General features: G+C 54.5%; 26 protein-coding genes. 6 read left to right on the top strand and 20 right to left on the bottom strand.

Annotation, left to right across the window (positions count from 1 at the left end; translation table 11 throughout):
• Positions 1–60: 60 nt before the first annotated feature.
• A complete protein-coding gene (parC, locus tag QWT68_RS04955) occupies positions 61–2505 on the bottom strand; it encodes a DNA topoisomerase IV subunit A (RefSeq protein WP_290149962.1) in 2445 nt (814 codons plus the stop codon).
• Positions 2502–4475, bottom strand: coding sequence for a DNA topoisomerase IV subunit B (parE, locus tag QWT68_RS04950; RefSeq protein ID WP_040286496.1), 1974 nt, complete (start codon positions 4473–4475; stop codon positions 2502–2504). Before parE ends, parC begins: the two co-directional genes overlap by 4 nt.
• A 219-nt stretch (positions 4476–4694) precedes the next feature.
• On the opposite strand from parE, the gene plsY reads away from it, so the two are divergent.
• Together plsY and QWT68_RS04940 are read left to right on the top strand one after the other, a co-directional pair.
• Positions 4695–5297 carry a glycerol-3-phosphate 1-O-acyltransferase PlsY gene (gene plsY, locus QWT68_RS04945; protein ID WP_040286495.1) on the top strand — a complete coding sequence of 201 codons (603 nt, stop codon included), beginning with the start codon at positions 4695–4697 and terminating at the stop codon, positions 5295–5297.
• Between the two features lie 36 nt (positions 5298–5333).
• Positions 5334–5627: a HesB/YadR/YfhF family protein gene (locus tag QWT68_RS04940; RefSeq protein WP_040286494.1), complete on the top strand. Its 294-nt coding sequence runs from the start codon at positions 5334–5336 to the stop codon at positions 5625–5627.
• A 199-nt stretch (positions 5628–5826) separates the two neighbouring features.
• Here QWT68_RS04940 and QWT68_RS04935 read toward each other — a convergent pair whose 3' ends face one another.
• From QWT68_RS04935 to acnA, 3 genes are all read right to left on the bottom strand, one after another.
• A complete protein-coding gene (locus tag QWT68_RS04935) occupies positions 5827–5922 on the bottom strand; it encodes a putative holin-like toxin (RefSeq protein WP_244898705.1) in 96 nt (31 codons plus the stop codon).
• 443 nt (positions 5923–6365) lie between these two features.
• Positions 6366–6791 carry an acyl-CoA thioesterase gene (locus tag QWT68_RS04930; RefSeq protein ID WP_040286493.1) on the bottom strand — a complete coding sequence of 142 codons (426 nt, stop codon included), beginning with the start codon at positions 6789–6791 and terminating at the stop codon, positions 6366–6368.
• Positions 6792–6893: 102 nt separating this feature from the next.
• Positions 6894–9605, bottom strand: coding sequence for an aconitate hydratase AcnA (gene acnA / locus QWT68_RS04925; protein WP_040286492.1), 2712 nt, complete (start codon positions 9603–9605; stop codon positions 6894–6896).
• A gap of 205 nt (positions 9606–9810) precedes the next feature.
• Between acnA and QWT68_RS04920 the strand changes: the two genes are divergently transcribed.
• Both QWT68_RS04920 and QWT68_RS04915 read left to right on the top strand, forming a co-directional pair.
• Positions 9811–10356 carry a cysteine hydrolase family protein gene (locus QWT68_RS04920; RefSeq protein WP_290149955.1) on the top strand — a complete coding sequence of 182 codons (546 nt, stop codon included), beginning with the start codon at positions 9811–9813 and terminating at the stop codon, positions 10354–10356.
• Positions 10357–10459: 103 nt separating this feature from the next.
• A complete protein-coding gene (locus QWT68_RS04915; RefSeq protein WP_040286490.1) occupies positions 10460–10717 on the top strand; it encodes a GlsB/YeaQ/YmgE family stress response membrane protein in 258 nt (85 codons plus the stop codon).
• A 43-nt stretch (positions 10718–10760) separates the two neighbouring features.
• On the opposite strand, the gene QWT68_RS04910 is transcribed toward QWT68_RS04915, so the two are convergent.
• The 5 genes from QWT68_RS04910 to QWT68_RS04890 form a co-directional block, all read right to left on the bottom strand.
• The gene (locus tag QWT68_RS04910; RefSeq protein ID WP_290149953.1) at positions 10761–11426 is read right to left on the bottom strand and encodes a lytic transglycosylase domain-containing protein; all 666 of its coding nucleotides are present in this window, start codon (positions 11424–11426) and stop codon (positions 10761–10763) included.
• A gap of 22 nt (positions 11427–11448) precedes the next feature.
• Positions 11449–12036, bottom strand: coding sequence for an SCO family protein (locus tag QWT68_RS04905; RefSeq protein ID WP_040286488.1), 588 nt, complete (start codon positions 12034–12036; stop codon positions 11449–11451).
• Between the two features lie 109 nt (positions 12037–12145).
• Complete coding sequence (locus QWT68_RS04900; protein ID WP_290150454.1) at positions 12146–12277, bottom strand: YvrJ family protein; 132 nt, start codon at positions 12275–12277, stop codon at positions 12146–12148.
• An 85-nt stretch (positions 12278–12362) separates the two neighbouring features.
• Entirely contained in the window at positions 12363–12584 is a 222-nt protein-coding gene (locus QWT68_RS04895; protein WP_040286487.1) for a DUF2922 domain-containing protein, read from the bottom strand.
• Positions 12585–12619: 35 nt separating this feature from the next.
• Entirely contained in the window at positions 12620–12838 is a 219-nt protein-coding gene (locus QWT68_RS04890; RefSeq protein WP_040286486.1) for a DUF1659 domain-containing protein, read from the bottom strand.
• Between the two features lie 126 nt (positions 12839–12964).
• Here QWT68_RS04890 and QWT68_RS04885 point away from each other — a divergent pair, with 126 nt between their 5' ends.
• Positions 12965–13387, top strand: coding sequence for a DUF2621 domain-containing protein (locus tag QWT68_RS04885; RefSeq protein ID WP_040286485.1), 423 nt, complete (start codon positions 12965–12967; stop codon positions 13385–13387).
• A gap of 22 nt (positions 13388–13409) precedes the next feature.
• Here QWT68_RS04885 and QWT68_RS04880 read toward each other — a convergent pair whose 3' ends face one another.
• From QWT68_RS04880 to QWT68_RS04850, 7 genes are all read right to left on the bottom strand, one after another.
• Positions 13410–13937 carry a CcdC family protein gene (locus QWT68_RS04880; protein ID WP_290149938.1) on the bottom strand — a complete coding sequence of 176 codons (528 nt, stop codon included), beginning with the start codon at positions 13935–13937 and terminating at the stop codon, positions 13410–13412.
• Positions 13934–14257 carry a thioredoxin family protein gene (locus tag QWT68_RS04875; protein WP_040286484.1) on the bottom strand — a complete coding sequence of 108 codons (324 nt, stop codon included), beginning with the start codon at positions 14255–14257 and terminating at the stop codon, positions 13934–13936. Before QWT68_RS04875 ends, QWT68_RS04880 begins: the two co-directional genes overlap by 4 nt.
• Positions 14258–14275: 18 nt before the next feature.
• Positions 14276–14986 (bottom strand): cytochrome c biogenesis CcdA family protein, encoded by a 711-nt coding sequence (locus tag QWT68_RS04870; RefSeq protein WP_040286483.1) that lies wholly within the window; start codon positions 14984–14986, stop codon positions 14276–14278.
• 146 nt (positions 14987–15132) lie between these two features.
• Positions 15133–16911, bottom strand: coding sequence for an ABC transporter ATP-binding protein (locus tag QWT68_RS04865; protein ID WP_040286482.1), 1779 nt, complete (start codon positions 16909–16911; stop codon positions 15133–15135).
• Positions 16911–18665 carry an ABC transporter ATP-binding protein gene (locus QWT68_RS04860; protein WP_290149934.1) on the bottom strand — a complete coding sequence of 585 codons (1755 nt, stop codon included), beginning with the start codon at positions 18663–18665 and terminating at the stop codon, positions 16911–16913. The genes QWT68_RS04865 and QWT68_RS04860 overlap by 1 nt, the downstream gene beginning before the upstream one ends.
• A gap of 79 nt (positions 18666–18744) precedes the next feature.
• Positions 18745–19077, bottom strand: coding sequence for a YolD-like family protein (locus tag QWT68_RS04855; protein WP_040286480.1), 333 nt, complete (start codon positions 19075–19077; stop codon positions 18745–18747).
• A 34-nt stretch (positions 19078–19111) separates the two neighbouring features.
• Positions 19112–20368 (bottom strand): Y-family DNA polymerase, encoded by a 1257-nt coding sequence (locus QWT68_RS04850; protein ID WP_040286479.1) that lies wholly within the window; start codon positions 20366–20368, stop codon positions 19112–19114.
• A 331-nt stretch (positions 20369–20699) separates the two neighbouring features.
• Between QWT68_RS04850 and QWT68_RS04845 the strand changes: the two genes are divergently transcribed.
• Positions 20700–21935 carry a dicarboxylate/amino acid:cation symporter gene (locus QWT68_RS04845; protein ID WP_290149931.1) on the top strand — a complete coding sequence of 412 codons (1236 nt, stop codon included), beginning with the start codon at positions 20700–20702 and terminating at the stop codon, positions 21933–21935.
• A gap of 175 nt (positions 21936–22110) precedes the next feature.
• Here the strand turns inward: QWT68_RS04845 and QWT68_RS04840 are convergent, their stop codons facing one another.
• From QWT68_RS04840 to QWT68_RS04830, 3 genes are all read right to left on the bottom strand, one after another.
• Positions 22111–22362 carry a hypothetical protein gene (locus QWT68_RS04840; RefSeq protein WP_040286478.1) on the bottom strand — a complete coding sequence of 84 codons (252 nt, stop codon included), beginning with the start codon at positions 22360–22362 and terminating at the stop codon, positions 22111–22113.
• A 22-nt stretch (positions 22363–22384) separates the two neighbouring features.
• A complete protein-coding gene (locus QWT68_RS04835) occupies positions 22385–22771 on the bottom strand; it encodes a hypothetical protein (protein ID WP_290149929.1) in 387 nt (128 codons plus the stop codon).
• Positions 22772–23149: 378 nt separating this feature from the next.
• Positions 23150–23995, bottom strand: a complete 846-nt coding sequence (locus QWT68_RS04830; protein ID WP_040286476.1) for a GNAT family N-acetyltransferase — start codon at positions 23993–23995, stop codon at positions 23150–23152.
• Positions 23996–24050 lie beyond the last annotated feature (55 nt).

Here is a 24050-nt window from a genome sequence, read left to right as displayed (position 1 = left end):
ACGACAAAACACGAAAAAAGCACACGAAAATTAAAAGAATTTTCGTGTGCTTCCGGATGGTTACTTCGAATCCGGTTTATCGGTCTTCGCTTTCGGTTCATAGTAGAGCCGGACAGCTTTGCCGTTTTTCGCTTCGTCGGACAGCGTGCTGCCATTCGACAGCCGGTCTGAAAGACGGAGTTTGCCGGCGTCCACTTCGATGCGCGGTTCGTGCTCCGCGGACAGGATCAGCGTTTCGGCAGGATCCGTCAGTCTGGCGCCGATCACCCGGTACGGATTCTTCTTCAGTTCCTTGAGGATCATCAGGCCGCGCTGCGCCCGGCCGCCGATCTCAATTTCCTTCAGGGCGGTCCGTTTGACGGATCCGCGCTGTGTTGCAACGACAATGGAGGCAGTGCTGTCGGTGATGACATCGAGCGCCGCCACATAGTCATCGGTCTTCAGGTTGATGCCTTTGACACCGGCTGTACGGACGCCTGTCGTACTGATTTCACTCAGCGGGAATCGGAGGATGTATGCCTGATGGGTCACCAGGACAACATCTTCACTGCCTTTGACGAGGCGCACGTCGATCAGCCGGTCGCCTTTCTTCACATTCATCGCCTTGTAGGAGCGGCCATACCGCTGGACTTGATAATCAGCGAGCTTTGACAGTTTGATGAACCCATTCGCTGTCACAGTAAGAAGGGAATGGACATCATCGAATGCTTCGAGGCCGATCGCCGCCACAAGCGTCTCACCCGGCTCGAGTGAAACGATGCTCGAAATGTGCTGGCCGAGGTCCCGCCAGCGGATATCCGGCAGTTCGTGGACCGGCTGATAGATATAATTGCCGAGAGACGTGAACAGCAGCAGATGATGCTGCGTATTCATCGTCTGTTCGAACAGCGGATAATCTGACTCCTTCATATCCATGCCCGCACCGTTCGAGGCCCCGTACGACCGCATGCTCGTGCGTTTGACGTAGCCTTCCTTTGTGACGGAAACGACAACTTCCTCGCTCGGTACGAGAATATCGAGATCGACTTTCAAGTCTTCGATCTTCTCTTCGATGACCGAGTTCCGCGGTTCCGCGAACTGTTTGCGCACCGCATGCAGTTCCTTCTCGATGACGCGGGACAGTTTCTTCGGACTCGTGAGGATTGCGTTCAGTTCCTCGATCTGCTTCCTCAGCTGCTCCTCTTCCTTTTTCAGTTCCGTAATATCCGTATTTGTCAGACGGTACAGCTGCAGCGAGACGATCGCCTCCGCCTGCACTTCGGAGAAGCCGAAACGGGCGATCAGGTTGTTTTTCGCATCCCGTTTATCGTTGGACTCCCGAATTGTCCGGATGACGTCGTCGAGGATGGAGAGCGCCTTGATGAGTCCGTCGACAATATGGAGACGGTCTTTCGCCTTCCGGATATCGAATTCGGAACGGCGTGTGACGACGTCCTTCTGGTGCTCGATATACGCATCGAGCAGCGTCGGAAGTGTCATGAGTTTTGGACGTCTGTCGGCGATCGCCACCATGTTGAAGTTGTAGGCAACCTGCAGATCCGTGTTTTTCAGCAGATACCGGAGGATCGGATCTGCCGGGATGTCCTTCTTCAGTTCGACGACAATCCGGAGTCCTGTGCGGTCCGATTCATCGCGCACTTCGGAAATACCGTCGAGGCGGCGGTCAAGACGGAGTTCATCCATCTTCTTGACCAGGTTCGCCTTGTTGACGTCATATGGGATTTCCGTGATGACGATCTGGGATTTGCCGGCCTTCAAGGATTCGATCTCCGTCTTCGAACGGACGATGACACGACCTTTGCCGGTTTCATAAGCGGCTTTGATGCCGTCGGTCCCCTGGATGATGCCGCCTGTCGGGAAATCCGGCCCTTTCAGTACGGTCATCAGCTCTTCGACGGATGCTTCAGGATTTTCCATCCGCATGAGGACAGCATCGATCGCTTCGTGGAGTGCATGCGGCGGGATGTCCGTCGCGTAGCCTGCCGAGATGCCGGTCGATCCATTGACGAGAAGGTTCGGGAACCGCGCCGGCAGTACGGTCGGCTCCGGCTCGGTATCATCGAAGTTCGGGATGAAGTCGACGGTTTCCTTGTTCAGGTCGTTCAGCATCACGCCTGCAATGGCGGACAGCCGGGCTTCGGTATACCGCATGGCAGCTGCCGAGTCACCGTCGACCGATCCGTTATTGCCGTGCATCTCGATCATCAGATGACGCAGTTTCCATTCCTGGCTCATCCGCACCATCGCTTCATACACGGACGAATCGCCATGCGGATGATAGTTGCCGATGACATTCCCGACTGTTTTCGCCGATTTCCGGAATGCTTTGTCATGCGTGTTCCCTTCGTTGTACATGGCGTACAAGATCCGCCGCTGCACCGGTTTCAGGCCGTCGCGCGCATCAGGCAGCGCCCGGTCCTGGATGATGTATTTACTGTAGCGGCCAAAACGGTCGCCGATGACTTCCTCTAGCGGAAGATCCTGAAAGCGTTCTGCTGCATTCATTCAGTTTCCTCCTCCATATGCAGGAATTCGTTTTCCAAGATGGTCTTATCTTCTTCGAGACCGAAGTCGACATTGTGTTCGATCCAGCGGCGGCGCGGTTCGACCTTATCGCCCATGAGCGTCGTGACACGCCGTTCGGACTGTGCGCCGTCCTCGATGGTGACGCGGATCAGCGTGCGCGTCTCAGGATTCATGGTCGTTTCCCACAGCTGGCCGGCGTTCATCTCCCCGAGACCTTTATAGCGCTGAAGGATGTAGCCTTTGCCGACCTTTTTGATGGCCGCATCCAAGTCGCGCTCCGTCCAGGCATATTCAATCTTCTCTTTCTTGCCTGTGCCTTTCGAGACTTTGTAGAGCGGCGGCAGGGCGATGTACACTTTCCCCGCTTCGATCAGCGGTTTCATATACCGGTAGAAGAACGTCAGCAGAAGCACTTGGATATGCGCGCCGTCCGTATCGGCATCTGTCATGATGATGACTTTGTCATAGGCGGCATCGTCGATTGTGAAATCCGCACCGACGCCTGCGCCGATTGTATGGATGATCGTGTTGATCTCTTCGTTTTTCATGATATCTTCGAGTTTTGCTTTTTCGGTGTTGATGACTTTTCCGCGCAGCGGCAGGATCGCCTGGAATGTACGGTCCCGTCCCTGTTTGGCAGACCCGCCGGCAGAGTCGCCCTCCACAAGGTACAATTCGTTCTTCTTTGCATTCTTCGACTGAGCGGGTGTCAGTTTGCCGGAAAGCAGTGTGTCGCCTTTCTTGCGCTTCTTGCCTGAACGCGCGTCTTCCCGCGCTTTACGGGCCGCCTCACGCGCCTGGTGGGCACGTACAGCTTTCCGGATCAGATTGGCGCTCAGTTCAGCATTCTCCTCGAGGAAATAGAGCAGATGCTGGGAAATGACGGCGTCCGTGACGGTCCGCGCCTCGCTCGTGCCGAGCTTCCCTTTCGTCTGCCCTTCGAACTGGAGGATCTCTTCCGGTATGCGCACCGAAACGATGGCTGCGATCCCCTCCCGGATATCCGCACCATCGAGATTCTTATCTTTTTCCTTCAACAGCCCGGTCTTCCTCGCATATTCGTTGAATACACGGGTCATCGCCGTTTTGGCACCCGTTTCGTGCGTGCCGCCGTCCTTGGTCCGCACATTATTGACGAACGACAGGATCGTTTCGGAATATCCATCATTGAACTGGAATGCATATTCCACTTCGATGCCGTCCGATTCGCCTTCAAGATACGCGACTTCATGAAGCGTGTCCTTCTCTTCGTTCAGATAGGAGACGAACGCTTTGATGCCCGTTTCGTAGTGAAATGTCTCGGTCTTCCCTGTACTCTCTTCCGTCAGGACGATTTTCAGCCCTTTCAGCAGGAATGCCGACTCCCGCAGACGTTCCGCAAGAATGTCATATTGGTATTTCGTCGTCGAGAAAATCGACGCATCCGGCTTGAAATGGATGGTCGTGCCGGTGTCTTTGGCTTTCCCGATCACTTCAAGCCCGGTTGCCGGTTTCCCGCCATGTTCGAACCGCTGACGGAAAATCTTACCGTCCCGGTGGATCGTCACGTCGAGCCATTCGGATAAGGCATTGACGACGGAAGCGCCGACGCCATGCAGGCCGCCGCTTGTCTTGTAGCCGCCCTGGCCGAACTTCCCGCCGGCGTGAAGGACAGTAAGGATGATCTCCGTCGTCGGCTTCCCTGTCCTATGCGTGCCGGTCGGCATGCCGCGTCCGAAATCCCGGACGCTGATACTGTTGTCTTCATGGATGATCACATCGATTTCCGATCCGTAGCCGCTCAAAGCCTCATCGACCGCGTTGTCGACAATCTCGAACACAAGATGGTGCAGCCCGCGGCTGTCCGTGGAACCGATATACATCCCGGGCCGTTTGCGGACGGCTTCCAGGCCTTCGAGCACTTGGATGGAATCATCATTATACACATTCAATTCTTGTTGTTTCGTCAAGGTGCAACCCCCATCAAACAAATGTTCTTATTTAGTTCATGATACGCCGGCGTGCAGACCGTGTCAAACCGCTGCACCGGCGCTTTGCTTACATAATTGTATAGAAGAAGCCTTTAATATGCAATGCCGGCACGGATGCATGGACCCCTGATTGTCGCACGGCTGCTGTTCTGGTAAACTGGATAGTATCTTTATCACTATCTACTGAAGGGGCTTTCTATGGAGACTGTAATTGTTCTAGTACTTGCATATGTGATCGGCTCCCTGCCGTCCGCACTCTGGATCGGCAAGCTGTTCTTCAAGACGGATATACGCCAGCACGGCAGCGGCAACATGGGGGCGACCAACACGTTCCGGGTACTCGGAAAAAAAGCCGGTATCTTCGTGACAGCGTTCGATATCCTGAAAGGGACTGCCGCTGTACTGCTCGTATCGCTTCCTGCGTTCAGTGATGTGCACCTCCACCCGCTCCTTGTCGGGATGGCAGCGGTCATCGGGCATATCTTTCCGGTGTTTGCAGGGTTCAAAGGAGGAAAGGCGGTCGCGACGTCCGGCGGTGTGCTGCTCGGCTACAGCTGGCCGGTCTTCGTGCTCGTCATTCTGACGTTCCTTCTCGCACTGAAGATCACGAAGATGGTCTCGCTCAGTTCCATCATCGTTGCGGCGATGGGGGCTGTTTACGGATTCATCTATTACCTGATGACAGGTGACATCTACTTGGAGGCGGTCATCGTGCTGATGGGCGTGTTCATCGTAATCCGCCACCGTGCCAATATCGGGCGTATCAAGGCAGGAACCGAGCCGAAAGTGAAGTGGCTGTAATAAAATCAAGCGGACAGCGAAAGGTGGTGTTGCTGGATGGAAATCCGGATTACACAGAAGGCGGCTGATTGGTTCAAGGAAGAAATGGATGCAGAACGCGGCGAGGCTGTCCGGTTTTTCGCACGCTATGGCGGCAGCAGTCCGCTCCATGAGGGCTTTTCGCTCGGCGTGACGAAGGAGCAGCCGGACGAAGCTGCCGTGGAAGCGGAAACGGACGGCATACGGTTCTATATTGAATCCCGGGACGTGTGGTATTTCGACAGCCACGATCTCCATGTCGATGTGGATGATACGATGGGTGAGCTGAAGTTCGGCTATGTCCGGAGCTGAGCAGGAAACTTCAGGCAGGCTGCAAAACTGGACAGAGCATTTCACGTTTGGTATACTTGCGTTGAAATCAGGATACAGTAAATAGGACCAGGAAGATGTGGTGATCGACCTGGCCCTGCAATAGAAAACAGCGTTCGCTTCAAAGGCGATCGCATAGTGCCGAGTAAACCGCTCCTATGCTTGTCGGCTCAAGGGCGGTTTACTTTTTTCTTGAAAAAGTATATGACAAAGCGAGAACTGCTGTGATCAGGCTGCCAAAGCCGATCATCAGGCTGACTGCTTCATATGATGTCATACGCATCACCCCCTCCCGGCCTGGAACAGGCTGCAGGATTGCAGGTATGCGAACCGCCTATGAGCTCGTACTGTTTCTATCTGTCTATCAGTATACCATAAAGTCAGGACGGGCACATACGTTCCTGTCCTTTTTTTGCTGCATCATGCCGGTTCCGGGCGTGATGCTTTTTTGGCTGGCATGGATTGTACCGCGAGACTTGCCGACAGTAAACGAGCGGAAGCGAGCACAAGCCAGGGGGTTTTGCAGTACTGCTGTCTTATGCTGATAAAGGGCTGCGCCCGCTGTCGTATAGGTGAGAATTGTGAAGTTATGAGCGCGAACCGGTGGTTTATGAGCGAAAATCTGCATTTATGAGTACATTCGTCAATGTATGAGCAAAACTTGCTTCCGACAGCAAAAAACGCCCTGTCTCATCAATAAGACGACGGGGCGTTTCTGCATCATTCGGCTGATTTTGCAAGTTCGGCATATTTCGCATCCCACTCGGGGGCGATCTTGCGCAGCGACACCGGGCGGAAATTGTCTTTCCGCACGACGACGTGTTCCGACACGGCGGTCGCCGCCACGGTACCGTCGGCGTGCAGGATTTCATAGCCATAGACCGTGCGCAGTTTTCCGTGGGACTCGATCCACGTACGGACGGTCGCGGTTTCACCATACCGCATGGCGGCTTTGTAGTTGACCGACAGATCGGTCACCGGCGACAGGTATCCGTCCGCCTCCAGTCCTGCATAATTGAAACCGAGGTCCTCGATCAGCTTCGTGCGGCCGATCTCCATCCAGACGAGATAGTTCGCATGGTAGACGACGCCCATCTGGTCCGTTTCCGCATAGCGGATTTCAATCTCTTTTTCACTGACATGCATGTCTGATCACCTCTTCTACCCCGCCAGTATACCGAAATTCCGTCCGTCCTGCACAAAAAACCCCTTCCCTGACAAGCGTCAGGAAAGGGGCGGCAGGCTGGCTCAGCCTTTCATCTTGTCGCGGAGCACCATTTGCAGGATGCCGCCGTGACGGTAGTAGTCGATCTCCACTTCGGAGTCGAAACGTGCGAGTGCCTCGAATTCAGTGACGGTGCCGTCTGCCGCCGTCGCTGTCACTTTGAGGATATCGCGCGGGCTGACGCCTTCCGCGATGTCGACGCTGATCGCTTCTTCGCCTGTCAGTCCGAGGGATTCCGCGTTCTGTCCGTTGATGAACTGAAGCGGCAGGACACCCATCATAACGAGGTTCGAACGGTGGATCCGCTCATAGCTCTCGGCGATGACTGTCTTGATGCCGAGAAGGGACGTTCCTTTGGCTGCCCAGTCACGGGACGAGCCCATACCGTAATCTTTGCCGGCAATGATTGCGAGTCCAGTGCCGTCTGCCTGGTACTTCATGGCAGCGTCATAGATCGGCATGATCTCTTTGTTCGGCCAGTAGGTCGTATAGCCGCCTTCCGTTCCTTTTGCAATCTGGTTGCGGATCCGGATGTTGGCGAACGTACCGCGCATCATGACTTCGTGGTTTCCTCGGCGGGAGCCGTACGAGTTGAAGTAGCGCGGCTCGACGCCATGCTCACGCAAGTACAGTCCTGCAGGTGTATCCTTGCCGATCGCACCAGCCGGCGAAATGTGGTCGGTTGTGATCGAATCGCCGAACTTCCCGACAACGCGCAGATCTTTCAGTGCGCTGATGTCTGCAGGTTCTTTGGAAAGCCCTTCGAAGAATGGCGGGTTCTGGATGTATGTGGAATTCTCATCGAAATCATACAGCGCTTCGTCTGTCGTTTCGATTGCATTCCATGCTTCGTTCTCTGTGAACACGCGTGCATATTCTTTACGGAACAGTTCTGGTGTGACCGTCTTCTCGATCATCGCCTTCACTTCTTCCGTCGATGGCCAGATGTCATTGAAGTAGACATCTTTGCCGTCTTTGCTCTTGCCGATCGGCTGTTTCTTGAAGTCGATGTCGACTGTTCCGGCAAGCGCATATGCGACGACGAGCGGCGGAGATGCCAAGTAGTTGGCTTTGACGAGCGGGTGGATCCGGCCTTCGAAGTTCCGGTTCCCGGACAGGACGGAAGAGACAAGCAGGTCATTGTCCATGATCGTCTTCTCGATTTCAGGAAGAAGAGGACCCGAGTTCCCGATACATGTCGTACAGCCGTAACCGACTGTGTTGAAGCCGATCTGGTCAAGATATTTGTCGAGACCTGATTCTGCCAGGTAGCCTGTCACGACTTTCGATCCCGGTGCCAGTGAAGTTTTCACGTAAGCCGGCGGTGTCAGGCCGAGTTCGACAGCTTTTTTTGCTACCAATCCTGCGCCGAGCATAACGTACGGATTCGATGTGTTCGTACAAGATGTGATTGCAGCGATCGCGAGGTCACCGGTCTTCATTTCGATCGACGTACCGTTAGCGAATTCGATTGTGCCGCTCTTCTTGAACTCTTTCGGAGTGAGGCCGAACCCTTGGTTGCCTTCAGGTGCAACGACTGCATCGTTGAATTCACGCTTCATGTCCGAAAGCGGAATCATATCCTGCGGGCGTTTCGGTCCGGCAAGGTTCGCTTCCACTTGCGTCAGGTCGATTTCGATACACTCCGTATACACCGGCTCTTCTTTGTCCGGCGTGAAGAACATATCGTTCTCCTGCAAGTATTTTTTGACGACCGCAATGTGGTCTTCGTCGCGGCCTGTCAGCTTCATATAGTTGAGTGACTCTTCGTCAACCGGGAAGAATCCGCATGTTGCGCCGTATTCCGGAGCCATGTTGGCGATGGTTGCCCGGTCTGCAAGCGGCAGTTCGGAAACGCCTGGTCCGAAGAACTCGACGAATTTGCCGACGACGCCGTGTGCACGCAATGTCTGCGTCACTTTGAGCGCGAGGTCAGTCGCAGTCGTGCCGTTTGGCAGTTCGCCTGTCAGCTTGACACCGATGACCTGAGGAATCGGGAAGTAGGAAGGCTGTCCGAGCATGCCGGCTTCCGCTTCGATACCTCCGACACCCCATCCGAGGACGCCGATTCCGTTGATCATCGTTGTATGGGAGTCCGTACCGACCAATGTATCCGGGTAGGCTTCGAATGAGCCGTCTTCGTTTTCGATTGCATGGACAACGCTTGCCAGGTACTCGAGGTTCACCTGGTGGACAATCCCTGTAGCCGGCGGAACCGCGCGGTAGTTGTCATATGCTTTCTGCGCCCAGTTCAGGAACTGGTAGCGCTCTGCGTTCCGTTCGAACTCGAGCTCCATGTTCTTCTGGAGGGCATCATGCGTGCCGTAGCTGTCTACCTGCACGGAGTGGTCGATGACGAGATCGACCGGGATTTCCGGGTTGATCTTGTCCGGGTCTCCGCCCATGTCCGCCATCGCGGAACGCAGGGATGCGAGGTCGACGACGACCGGTACGCCTGTGAAGTCCTGCAGGATGACGCGGGATGGCTTGAATGGCACTTCTGCATCGGCATCCGCGTCTTTGCCCCACTTTGCCAGGTTGTTGACATGGTTGTCTTTGATGACATATCCGTCATGCTGGCGAAGGACGGATTCCAGAAGTACTTTGATCGAGTAAGGCAGTCTTGAGACTTTTGCAATACCTGCGTCCTCCAGCGCCTTGATGCGGTAGTAGTTATACGTCTTACCGTTCAGGTCGAATGAGGAGCGGCTGTTGTGGAAATTGCTCTTTGTCATTGCTGAATTCCTCCTTTACGTACTGAAAAGGCTTTAAAAATAAGCGTCTTTTCTCTACTCCATCATATAACAGCAAAGTCTATAAGTAAATTACATTAAATTTATAGTAGTCCATAAGAAGAATCGATATGATGACTGTTCTGATGAACGGATGGCCTTTTCTCAGACTATGTGCATAATAGAAGAAAGAAAGGAAGTGGCTGAATTGAAGAAGGCATTGCTGGTCATCGATTACACGGAGGATTTTGTCGCGGAAGACGGCGCATTGACGTGCGGGGCGCCCGGAATGGCGCTCGAGCGGTATATCACACAGCTCACACAGGAATTCATCGACCGGGAGGAAGCAGTCGTCTTTGCGGTCGATGTGCACGAAAAGGATGATCCCCATCATCCGGAATCCCGGCTGTTCCCGCCTCATAACTTGCGCGGCACACCCGGGCGGGACTTGTACGGTTCCCTGAAAACATTATATGAAGAAAACAAGGAAGCGATCCACTGGATGGATAAAACCCGATACAGTGCGTTTGCCGGAACGGATCTCGACATCTGGCTGCGTGCCCGTACTATCGATGAACTCCATTTGACAGGAGTCTGCACCGACATCTGTATTCTGCATACGGCTGCTGATGCCTATAACCGCGGGTACAAGATCGTTATCCACGAAAAGGGCGTCGCGAGCTTCGATCCGGCCGGCCATGAATGGGCGCTCCGCCACTTCGAGAACACGCTCGGTGCCGAACTGATCCGCTGAAGCGGCCTCCCTTTTTTTCGCTGTCATGTTTGAAGTATAGAATTTGTGGCTATAACAAATACTACACCAGACAAATTACTAAAGCGAAAAGGAGAGGAATCACATGCTAAGTTTTCTTTGGTTTTTAATCATCGGAGGTATTATTGGCTGGATTGCCGGACTTATTCTTGGTAAAGATATCCCAGGCGGAATCATCGGTAACATCATCGCTGGTATCGTAGGTGCATGGGTCGGCGGAACACTGCTTGGAGAATGGGGACCGAAAGTATCGGACTTCTATATCATCCCGGCGCTGATCGGTGCACTCGTCCTTGTATTCATCGTCAGCCTCGTGCTGAAAGCGATGCGCAAGGCTTCGTAACACCAGGCATAGCAAAAAGGACTTCGCATATTGCGGAGTCCTTTTATTTTTTGGCCTGTTTAGTCTGCTGGGCTTCATACTCATCGAAAAACCAAAGGACGTCCTCTACGTACTTGTCACTATGATTGTAATGATAAATCGCTTTTTCGATATGGCCGTCCGCCGCCCCGCTTTTCGATAAGTAGTTCGCGGCGCTGAAGATGGCATCCTCGAGATTGAACGGATCGGCCTTCCCGTCTCCGCTGCCATCCACGCCGTATCCGCCGTACTCCGCGATGATTGCAGGATCGGTCTTGTCCTTTTCGGGGATATCCCCTTTGCCGAGGCCGCTGCAGCCGGGATAGCTCCACCCGACGAATGTACACGGCATGAACTGCATATGCCCTTCTGCGCCGGTCGGTGACAGCAGCGGATCCATCGTGGAAAAGCGGGTTTCGACCCGATGATGGGCTGCAAGCAGCGTCCATGGGATGTCATACTCGTCGGCAGCCGCTTTATAGATCGGGATGTATTCGTCCGGAATGGTGAGTCCGCCGTGCCGGTCATGCAGATCGATCAGCGTACTCGCGGACTTCTGGATGACCGACGGATGGCGGAGGGTTGTCCAGATGATGGCGGTCAAGGTGAACAGGACGGCTGAAACCGGTACAAGCAGTGCGATCAGCAGCAATTTCGCCTTCGCGGTCAGCCTGCGTTTCTTTTTCTTCACCCGTCCCTCCCCTTTCCTGCAATCAGTCTTGTTTGCTCAGTGTTTTCATGTCTTTGACAATTGTGTCGAATGGTACGTCTTCGTTCCCTGCGTAGGTTTTCACGACTTTCCCTTCTTTGTCGACCAGACCGAAACGTGAGCCGTGGATGACCTGATCGGAATTCGGATCATCGATGACCGGCATCTTGAACGATTTGACAGCAAGATCGCTGATGTCATCCATCGTGTAACCGGTCAGCATCTCCCATTTCGATTTGTCCGGCACGTCAAAGGCGTCCAGGTATTCGCCGAGTTTTTCAGGCGTATCGACTTCCGGATCCACACTGAAGGAGACGATTTTATAGTCTTCCACCCCTTTTTTCTCGAGGCCTTCCTGGATTTCCGCCATGTTGCTCATCATCGGCGGGCAGACAGTCGTACAGCTGGTGAACACGAACTGGGCCAGCCAGATCTCGCCTTTCAAATCGTCCAATGAAACCTTCTCATTGTTCTGATCGGTGAATTCGAACGGAGCGATGCTGTAATGGTGGTCGGCTTTGAAGCCGCCGCCGCACGCACCCAAAATCAGAGACAGCATAAGGACGCTCAGTAACAAAGCTTTTTTCTTCATGACTCTTCCTCCAAACTCTGTGCACTCACTTTATCATATCGAACCGGCAAACGCCAAACAACCGGGATTTCCACAGTTGTTTGGCGTTTGTTTGTCGGAACTGTGAAGACTATTTCACTTTCAGCGTGACGAGGGCGCCGTGGATCGCTTCCAGTTTCGTTTCCAGCCGATGCAGCAGATAGAAGGATACGAACACTGGAAAGCCGATCTCCTGGATGAACCCCATCGACAGCTCAAGCATCTGTTCCACGTTTTTTCCCTCCTTTATGGTGTACGTCCGAAAAAGCCGGTCCCAGTCACTGGACTGGATACCGGCCTCTCCCCCCTTACTTGGTTTTGATGAGTTCGTTTACACTGCGGTCGATGATGCGGGCGCTTTTGACTGCTGTCAGGACATCGCCGTCCTTCTTGAATGCAGCGGAATCGATGATCTGCTGCATGGCGGCTTCCACCTCCGCCGGCGTCAGGTCGCTGCGCGGTTCGTCCACGGTCATGATGAAGTCCTTGCCGTCGGACTTGGTGAAGACAAGCTGCAATGTGAGTGCCATTCAAGTTTCCTCCTTCCGTTTTGAGTTGCCTGCGGTTAGTCGGTGACAGTCGATGTGACGACTTTCTCGTACGACATTACAGACCATGCCGACAGCTGGCCGAGCGCTGTCAGAGCTGCCTGCAGACTTTCCGGTGAAGCGTTCCGTTCGACGAACCGGTACGTTTTCGTCCGGCTGATCAGACGGCCGTCCGGTGTCTGGCCGGCGTCGAAGATGATCTTGCCTGTTGCAGTCTGGAATTGAAGTGCTGCCATGTGTGTTCCCCTCCTTTCACACTCTACATAGACGCGGAAGAAGGAAAAGGATACAATGTTCGTGAAAGAGTTTCAGTTTGCAGGTACAATGGATAGGAAGAGAGTCTGTAAAGAGGTGAACGAATCATGCCAGGCTGGTTTATCTGGTTTATCGTCTTCTGGTGCATCGTGCTGATCGTCCTGTTTGGAATCGGCGGCTTTTTCATGTTCCGGAAGTTTTTGAAAGTGTTCCCGAAAGAGGATGGGAAATCGACGCTGGACTGGGAAGAGTATTATGTCGACCGGTCGCTGCATCTGTGGAATGACGAGGCGAAGGGGCTGCTGAACGAACTGGTCCAGCCGGTGCCCGAGCTGTTCCGGCCGGTGGCGAAGCAGAAGATCGCCGGAAGGATCGGGCAGATCGCACTGGACGAACACGCGAAACGAATCGAGTTCGACCATATCATCCGCGGTTACATCGTTGCGACGCCAAAGCGCGACCATAAATTCCTGCGCAAGAAACTGACGTCAATGGACGTCGATATGACGCCGTATGAGCATCTGTTTTAACGCAAAAAAGAGAGGGACCCGGTCATTTCACCGGAAGTCCCTCTCTTTTTTTCAATCGGCTGTATTTGACGAGCATCCCGATCCGCCAGGGGATGATCATGGAGAACGCGAGGATGAAAAACATGCCCGCGAGTTCCCCGACGTCGATCGAACTGCTGAGAATCAGCTTGGCGACCAGACGGAAGATCAGCAGCCCTGCCAGAATGAAGATGAACGCCTTCGACCGCTTGACGAACAGATTGCCGTCCTTATGCTCGAAATTCGTCGTGACGATCAGGATGGTCGAGAATAACAGGCCGACCGCCATCGCTTCGAACACTTGGTTTTTCGGCACCTGGAACTGTGTGAACAAAAACATCAGCAGTCCCGACGACATGAAGAGCGGCGGCAGGATGATGCGCACCGGTGTTATGGGGCGCTGTGCCGCTTTCGATCGGACGAAGAATGCAAGCAGTCCCATGACAAAGAAAACGACGGTCGACCCGACAATCAGGACGACAGGCGGGATATCGTTGAAAATGGTATCGAGCAAGCCCTGGATCCGGTTCATCCGGACACCGCCTCCTTGAGCTCGTCCAGCCGCTTCCGCAAGTCATCCATCGGCACGAACCGCGCAAAACGCGTCAGCTCCCGGCCGCGGCTGAACAGGAGGACGACTGGAGCGGTGAACAGCGCCAGCTGGCCTGCCATCTCAGGCACGTCCGACACATTCACCCGGGCGAACGGGAATGGATAGGCCGGTTCCAGTGCCGCCACTTGCGGATACAGCCCGTCACAGACGGAGCAGCCGTCCGTTTTCACGAACAGCAGGACGGCTGTTTCCGAAGCAGCGAGCTGCTGCCAGTCATCATATGAAGTTACTTCAATCATTCAATCCAGCCTCCCTGCTTAAAAGCCTTGGAAATCCCCGAAGATCGGGCTGAGCAAGCTGATCAGGTATGTCATGCCGTCAAAGAACAGGATGATACCGAAGACGATCATCAGGACGCCCCCGATGCGCATGATCGTCCGGTTATGGCGCCGGATCCAGCCGAGCCGTGTCACGAAGAACGACAGGACGAAGAACGGCACTGCAAAACCGAGGACGTACATCATCATGTAGAGCATGCTCGATCCCGGATTGGATGCGGCGAGTCCGATGATCGCCCCGATGATCGGGCCCATGCATGGCTGCCAGCCGGCGGAGAACGCCAGACCGATCAGCGCCGTACCGAGATAGCCGGACGGCCTGTTCTTGAACTGCAGTTTGTGTTCCTGCATGAGGAACTTCGGCGTGAAGACACCTGCCACCATCAGTCCGAACAGGACGATGAAAATTGCGCCCACCTGCCGCAGAAGGTCCATATATTCGATGAAGAACCGGCCGATGAAGGACGAGCCGAACCCAAGGAAGATGAACACGATGGAAAATCCGAGCAGGAAGAATAATGTATGCAGCATTCCATTTCGGCTCATGCGCTTCTTATCAGACGTCAGATCCTCGATGGACATACCGGTTATGTAGGAAATGAATGCCGGATAAAGCGGCAGGACACACGGGGAGACGAAGCTGAGAAAACCCGCGCCGAATGCAAGGAATACGTTCACATCTGCTGCCAATGAACTTCCCCCTTATCAGTTTGTCTGAATTTGCTTCTCCATCGTATCAGAACAGGGCGGCGAATACGCACATTTTGTCTGTGAACAGTTTATGACATGTGAAAAGCCGCACGCAGCGGAACCTGCGTGCGGCTTGACCCAGCTGGTCAGGCGGTCTGCCCGTTCTGCAGCTGATACATTTTGTAATAGAGCCCTTTCTGGCGCAGCAATTCCTGATGAGTCCCCCGCTCTGCGATCTCCCCTTTGTGCAGGACGAGGATGAGTTCGGCATCCTGGATGGTGCTCAGACGGTGCGCAATGGCAATGGTCGTACGCCCTTTCCGCATCTTCTGCAGGCTCGCTTGGATGGCAATCTCCGTCTCGGTATCGATGTTGGCCGTCGCCTCATCGAGCACCAGGATTTTCGGATCGGCCGCCATCGTGCGGGCGAACGCGATCAGCTGGCGCTGTCCGCTCGAAAGCGTGGCGCCGCGCTCCATCACTTTATGGGCATAGTTCCCTTCAAGCTGTCCGACGAATGCATCCGCCCGGACGAATTCCGCTGCCGCCCGGACGGTTTCGGAAGACATCCCGGAATTGTGCAGCCGGATATTGCTTTCGATATCCCCGTAGAACATGAACGGATCCTGCAGGACAAGCCCCACCTTGCTGCGCAATTCTTCGGCGGAGTAGGATTTCAGCGACCGGCCGTCGATGGTGATGCTCCCCTGCTCGTATTCATAGAAGCGCATGAGCAGGTTGATGATCGAACTCTTGCCGCTGCCGGTATGCCCGACGAGTGCCACGGTTTCACCGGCGTTCGCGGTGAAGGAAATGTCTTTCAGGACATCGTTCTTGCCGTCATAGCTGAACGTCACATGATCGAAGACGATCTTCCCTTCCGTGATCGATGCAGGCTCTGTCACTTGCTGGACAGGCTCCATATCCGTTTCATCGATCAGCGTGAATACACGGGAGGCGGACACGAGTGCCTGCTGGAAGATCGACATCCGGTTCATCACCTGCTGGACCGGCTGGAACAGGCGGCTCAACAGCGTCGTAAAGGCATAGATGACGCCGACGTCGACGGCCGAGACCAGGGACGTGAAGCCGAAATAGGCGAGTGCAGCAACAACGGCTGCCGTATACAGCAGGTCAATGAACGGCCCGAGCAGCAGGCTGTCGAATTTGATGTTCCGGCGGCCGGCCCGGTAATGCCCTTCATTGATGGTCCCGAATTCATCCGCGAGCCGCTGCTCCTGACGGAAGGCCTGGATCATACCCATGCCGGAGAGCGATTCCGAAATCTTGCCGTTGAGCTGGCTGAGACGCTCCCGGATATCTTGGTAGAAATCCGCGCTGTAATGGCGATAGACCGCCACCAGCACCGCGAACAGCGGCAGCAGGACAAGTGAATACAGCGCCAGGGACGCATCGAGTGAGAAGAGGGCGATGTAGACACCGATGATGCCGAAGATCGCCTGCAGGAACGTGACAACAACGCTGACGAACATCTCCTTGATCGCTTCGGTGTCGTTCGTGACGCGTGATACAATCGCGCCTGCCGGTGTTCTGTCGAAATACCGCATGCCGAGTCCCTGCACCTTTGTGAATGCATCGATCCGCAGCTGCTGGATGATCTTCAGGGCGATCCGCTGGAAACGGATCGACTGGAAGTACGAGATGACGACGACCGTCACCTGGACACTCACATAAGCAGCAAGCAGCCGGATGACACCTGTACGTTCGAAATTGAGCGGAACAAGATGATCATCGATGAACGACTGGATCAGCAGCGGACTGACGATCCCGCCTGTGGTCGTCAGGGCCAGCAGGATGAGCGCAAAGGCGATCGAGAGTTTGTGGGGTGTCAGATAGCGCAACAGCCGCACAAATACGCGGAGCTGCTCCCGTACCGACATCGTTGGTTGTTTCGTCTCTCCCATTACGCCTCACCTCCCTGTTCGACGGATGCTTCCAGCTGCTGCAGATCATACATCTCTTTGTAGCGCCCGCCGAGTGCCATCAGTTCAGCATGGGTGCCGGCTTCCGCGACACGCCCGCCGTCCATGACGATGATCTGGTGGGCATGCTGGATAGCACTCAGCCGGTGCGACGTAATGATCGTCGTTTCTCCGCTCCTTGCCGTCTTCAATGACCGGAGGATCGCTTCCTCGGTTTTCGCATCGACCGCCGAGAGCGAATCATCGAGGATGAGCAGTTCGGGTTTCATGAGCAGGGCGCGTGCGATGGAAATCCGCTGCTTCTGGCCGCCGGAAAGCGATACGCCGCGTTCGCCGACAACGGTCCGGTAGCCTTCTGCAAACCCTTGGATATCTTCATCGATGTGCGCAAGACGCGCAGCCGCCCGGATATCATCCATGGAGACGGTCGGATTGGTGAAGGCGATATTCTCTGCGATGGTCGTGGAGAACAGGAAGTGATCCTGCGGCACATAACCGATCGATTCCCGAAGGAACTGCTGTTTGTAATGCTGGATGGAGTGGCCGCCGAACCGGATCTCCCCTTCGAATCCATCGAATTCCCGGAGCAGCAGTTTCAGGATGGCGGTCTTCCCGGAACCGGTTTTTCCGACAATCCCCAGCGTTTCTCCCTGATCCAGCGCAAAGCGGACGTCCTGCAGGGCGGGTTTCGGATCCCCTGGGAATGTGAAGGAATCGATATTGAAAACAAGATCTCCCTTCGGCCGCTCACTGATCGCCCCTGCGACGTCCGTCACTTCCGGCTCGACAGCCAGCAGATCGCGGATCCGGCTGTACGAGGCACTTCCCCGCTCGACAATGTTGAACAGGAAGCCGAACGCGAGCATCGGCCATGTCAGGAGGCCGAGATACGTGCTGAACGCCACCATATCTCCGACGGACATATTACCAGCAAGGATGAAACGCGCACCGAAGATGAACGAAATAATGGAAGAGACGGCGAAGATTCCGCCGATGGTCGGGTCGAACAGAGCATCGATCCGGGCGACGCGCATGTTCTTCTCCACGACTTCGTCGGACAGTTCCTTGAAATCTTCGATGTCTTCTTTCTGCTGGCCGAATGTCTTGATGACTTTCATGCCTGAAATGCTTTCCTGCGTCTTATCATTCATGCTGGAAAATGCCTCCTGCGCCGTACGGAAGTGCCGGCGCAGCAATCTCCCGTAGAAACTTGTCAGGATGATCATGAGCGGGATCGGAACGAGGGCGATCAGGGTCAGTTTCCAGTTGATCGTCAGCGCCATCGTCAAAATGACGAAACCGCCCGTCGAAAGGGAGTCGAACAGAGTGAGCACCCCCATGCCGGCGGTCTGCTGGACGGCGCTGACATCATTGGTGGCATGGGCCATCAGGTCCCCGACCCGCCGCTTCTGGTAGAATGCGGGTGACATCTTCAAGAAATGATCGAACAGCTGCTTGCGGATGGTCCGGGCAAGTACGATGGAGGAGCCGAAAATCATGACCCGCCACACATAGCGGAACACATACATGGCGGCACCCGCAGCTGCCAGGATGATGAGCCATCTGGTCAGCTGGCCCGCGTCAAGTGTTCCTTCGGTAATATCATCGACGATATAGCCGATGATCTTCGGCGGCAGCAGCTGCAGAATCGAAACGAGCACAAGTGCCGCGATGCCGGTGAGGTATTGCTTCTTCCGCTGTCTGAAAAACCAGCCGAGCTGAATGAGTACGTTCAATGGACTTCCCTGCCAATCTATAGAGGACTCTGACCAGTTTAGCAGATAGATCCGCAGCCCGGATAGTCTTTCTTTCGAATTATCCGATTTTGAAAACAGTTTCGATGTCACACAGTGAAATGATGCATGCTTTCCCTTCCGCCGTCACTCCCCGCAGGCGGCTCCGTTCAGGTTCCAGGCAATGCACATGGAGTTCCTCTGTCTGCGGCCGGCCTGTCTGCCAGTGGGTCAGGACGACCAGTTCGTTCGTCTCCATCGCTTCCGCCAGCAGATAATTCCATTCTTCCAGCTGCTGTTCGTCAGGCTCGGTCCGCATCCGCATCGTATCTTCCGCCTGCCAGGCGCGCAGGCGCTCGACATGTTCCGGCAGCATGAGTGCCGTCCATTTGATCTTTCCGCGATCTCTCAGCATGATGATCCCTCCTTCCGTCCATCTCCTCGTGTACTTATTTCACATGGCCGCCGATCAAGCCCGCCCGGCGGCGCGCCGTGCCGGCATCGGTATACGACACAGCACGCAGCACGGCGGCCGAACCATACTTGCCGCGCAATTCATCGACCGTCTCCCCGAGTTTCCGTTTCCGCCATTTGCCGGTGTCGAACAGGCTCAGCTGCATGGCGTGCTCATCGATCAGATTGCCCAGGCTGATCGACAGCTGGCGGACCGGGCGCCCGTCGTGGAACGTATCGAACAGTTCCGTGCAGACGGCGTAGATCTTCATCGTGTCGTTCGTCTCTTCCGCAATCGACTTCGACCGGCTGAAACCGCCGCCGAGCGCATTTTTGGAGTAGCCGACGGACAGCTGGACCGTGCGCCCTGCACGGCGGGCGGTGCGGGCTCGCATCGCCACGTCCTCGCACATCTCCAGCAGGACTGCGAGTACATCTTCCCGGCGGTTGTAGTCCCGGAACAGGATCTGGCCTTTTCCGTAACTCACCTGCCCTTCGATGAGCGGTGCGCCGAGGTCGGACAGGTCAATGCCGTGCGCATGGTGGTACAGCTGATTGCCCATGACGCCGAACTTGTCTTCGAGTGCCTCGAGCGGCGCATGTGCAAGATCGCCGACCGAATAGATGCCCATGCCGTTCAGCGTCTTTTCGAGCCGTCTGCCGATCCCCCACATTTCGCTTAAAGGGGAAACCGGCCAAAGCTTCTCCGGCACATCGTCGTATCCCCAGCGGGCAAATCCCGTCTTTTTCGCTTCCAGGTCGAGTGCCAGTTTTGCCAGCAGCATGTTCGGCCCCATCCCGCAGGCGGAGGGCAGCTGGAATTGGCGCAGCAGATCATCCTGGATACGGGCGACCGTTTCACGCGGCGGTCCCCACAGCCGCTCGGTCCCGTCCAGATCGACGAAACACTCGTCGATACTGTAAACGTGGATCGCCTCTTTCGGTACGTACTGATTCAGCAGATGGGCGATTTCCATCGAAACGGATATGTAAAATTCCATGGATGGCTCGATCAGCCGGATCGCCGGATCATCAGGAATCTCGAACAGCCGCATGCCGGTCTTGATGCCGAACCGCTTTTTCAGCGGTGGCGAGGCGGCAAGTACGACGCCTCCTTTGCGCTCCTTGTTGCCGATGATCGCAATCGGCGTCTCCATGACATCGAGTCCTTCGAGGGCCGCTGCACAGCTTGCGTAGAAGCTCCTCATATCCAGGCAGATGATCGTCCGTTCAGGCAGTTGGTTCATGTTCATTCCCCTCCTAGAACATCTGTTCCCATAGTATAAAGCGCACAAACCCATCCGGCAACGGCCATTCTTTTCCAGTTCTTGTGAGACGTTGAGACTCCGGCCTAAAATCGCTGAAAATCTTTTCAGGATATCCGCCGCTGGTATGGAATTTCCGGTTCGGCAGGCTGGTTTTACTGAATCAGCCGTCAGCAGAGAACAGCAGCTGTCCTGCACCAGAAGAACCGGTTCCTTGGGCATACCGTTAGAAGAATCAAAGAAATTGACCAGTTATCGCCAATCGCGGTACACTTCGATAGATACGCATTCATTACATACAGATAGGAGCAAGTCCATGTTGAAGAAATTATGGCGCGGCTACCGTGACAGTTCATTTGTCCTTAAGATGACTGTCGGGTTCGGCGCCGGAATTATAAGCGGACTGCTGTTCCGCGAAAAAATGGCGGTCTTCCAGCCGCTTGGCACACTGCTCATCAATCTGCTGAGCCTGGTCGCCATCCCGGTCATCTTCCTGACAGTCGTGCTCGCGGTCGATCAGATGAGCATCAAACAGCTCGGCCGGATCGGCTGGAAACTCGTCCTCTACTACGCGGCAACCACAGCGGCCGCCGTCGGCATCGGGGTCGGGCTCGCCCTGCTGTTCCAGCCGGGCAGACACCTGACACTGCCGAACACGATGGTCGATACGCCGACTGCGCCGAGCTTCTCGGATGTGCTCTTCCAGCTTGTTCCGTCCAACATGTTCGAAGCGTTCTCGGGCGGCAATGTCATGGGCATCATCTTCCTCGCTGTCATCATCGGCCTCGCGATCTCGGCGATGAAGTTCGCAGAGGAACCCGAAATGCGGCGGCACGGCGAGCTGCTTGACCGGGTCATCGTCGCGCTGAAAGAGATGTTCTCGAAACTGCTGACGGGGGTGCTGCTGTACGCACCGATCGGCGTGTTCGCCATCAGCGCCACGGCATTCGGCAGCCAGGGCGGTGCGACGTTCAAGTCGCTGCTCGCGTTCACGGGGGTCTTCTACCTCGGCATCACGCTGCTGTGGCTGCTCGTCTACACGAGCTTCCTTCGGCTGTCGGGCAACTCGGTCATCGACTTCTTCAAGTCGACGAAGGAAGCGTACACGACGGCATTCTTCACATCGAGCAGTATCGCCTCACTTCCGGTGGCCATCAAAGCCGCACAGAAAGCGGGCGTGTCGGAAAAGACCGCGAACTTCGCCCTCCCGCTCGGCGCCGTCTTCAATTCGGATGGCGGTGCGCTGCGGATGGGCGTATCCATCGTCTTCGCGGCAAATATCACCAACCTGGAACTATCGGTGTCGAGCTTCTTTGTCATCGTCATCGTCGGCACCCTGCTGTCGATTGGCACAGCCGGCGTACCGGCGGCGGGTCTTGTCACCTTGGCGGCCGTCCTGACGATGTTTGGCCTGCCGCTTGAAATCGTCGCCCTCATCGCAGGCGTCGACGCCATCATCGGCATGGGCGGCACGGCGTCCAACGTCACCGGCGACCTCGTCGGCGCCGCGGTCGTCGACAAGTCCGAGCGGAAACGGGCTGTGACAGAATCATAAATAGGGAAAAGCCCGCAGTCCGGGAAGGACGCGGGCGTGAAGGGAGAACGTACAGATGATCGGTCTGTGCGTTTTTTTGTTTGGGTTATTTTGAGAGTGAAACTACCTTTTTTTTCTTTGCAAACACATCCGATTACCGAAGAGTCTGCTGTTACAAAGTACTATTCAACTCCATTCATAGATCTCCCTGATTAATCATTTCAACGACTTCCTCTGTTGTATATATTTTTCCGTGCAAAATATCCATTTTGGCTTGAAGCAATTTTTGTTTCAGATCCGGGTCGGCTTCTACATCTTCAACGACCGTTGATTCAGGTTTTTCAATTAAAGAAAGGTAAAATTTTTCCCCTTCAATTTCCACAACTGATTTATCATCGGCGATAGTTTCCTCCAACGATTCTGCCATGTGACCTTCAATCTTCTTCATTGTAAATTCCTCCTTGTAGGAATTACCGGTCAACAACTAAAAGTCTATTATCTTTTATGGTGTAGGTACCATGTTTCCTTGAAAGCACAACGGTTTTGACGGCATGTTTTTCATTAGCAAATACTAATAAAAAACGGTCGTCTAGTAAATCAATTCCACCATTGTCCCCTTTAAATTCAATATTCATTAAATCCTCAATTGATTCATCTGTTGTATAAGGTCCAAATAGACTGACTTGAGTCCATTTAAAGTTGGTTAGCCTTGTTAAATCAATTTGTGTTTCTCCCTTTTTTAAAAGGGAGTCAATTTCTTTAGCTAAACCCGTATCTTGACTAGCTCGATTTTCCAATAAATTAACAGCTAAACCTATAATGACAATAAAAGAAACAATATAAACTATTCTTTTCATAAGCCCCTATCCCCCCTATCACCTGAATTTTACATACCTTATTTCAAAAGACGCCAGGTAGAGAGTGTAAGATTCCCAAAGCTAAATTTTTTAGGGGTATTTGGAAGCCTTGTTGCACTATGACCCTTTTGTGGAACAACTTGTATCTATTCACCAAGACAAAAAAGTAACCACTCTCCGCTGACCGGCAAGTTAGCAGGGTAGTTACTTTTCTTAAAAACACCGTGGAAATGGGCCGATCGCACGTCTTGCGGATGTCAGCTGTATGGACTGGGTGTTCGCGCACGCGGTCTTTCTTCGTATATGCTCAGGTTACCACAGTCATACAAAACGTACACGCATTCACCGAGATAATGCTGAGCTCAAATTTTATGAACTTCACTCAAACACCAAATGTACGGAATCCGCTATAAACCGGTAGCCGATCTCCTGGTAGATCTTGTTCGACGTGGGATTCGCCATGTCCGTGTACAGGATGCAGAAGTCGTAGTCTTTCAGCAGTTCCGCGGAACCGGCGGTGACCATGGTGCGGCCGTAGCCTTTCCGGCGTTCTTCTTCCGGCGTGTAGACGAATGATACGGTCACACCGTGCACGGTCGGACGCGCCTTTTTCATGACCGAGACGATGCGGCCGCCGTCTTCCCATAGGAACACTTCTCGTTTCCCTATGAATCGGGCGGTTTTTTCACGGATGGTGTCCGCGGAAGACGGTGGCAGTCCGCAGTCTTTTTCGAACGCAGCGAACCAGTCTTCGATCAGCGGGCTGTCCGCTTCCTCTGCATACCGGAACTGGCCGGGGCTTGCGGATAGACCGGAGACGACTTCATCCAGCCGATAGATCCCCTGGTCCATCGCCTCCCGGATGGATTGCCCTGTTACGGCGGCCCATTTTCCGGCAAGCGGCTTGACATGGTGTTTCCGGCCGATAATTCCTGTCGGCCGGACATCATGCGCCGTCAAACCTTGGACAATTGTATCCAGCACCGTCCCTGCGCGCGACTCCTCGATCAGCACGACATTGAGCGGATGCGGCGGCGTCATCAGAAGCAAGGCGAGCGGCCGGCCGTCTTCTTCCACCGCTGCCAGAAAGAACTCTTCATAGGTGCCTCCCTGAATCGCGTGGAGAACCCCCTGCATTAGGCTGAGACTGTCCTCGTGCTGCTGCAGGAAGGGTACCGCTTTCTTTGCGAATTCTTCCGGCTTCTCATATACGATCCATTCCATCGGTGTTCCCTCCTGACTGCCAAATTACGTAATTATTACTTCCTTCCGCCATCTT

This window comes from Sporosarcina trichiuri, assembly GCF_030406775.1.
Taxonomy (GTDB): Bacteria; Bacillota; Bacilli; order Bacillales_A; family Planococcaceae; genus Sporosarcina; species Sporosarcina trichiuri.
This window is presented reverse-complemented; position numbering and strand designations above follow the sequence as displayed.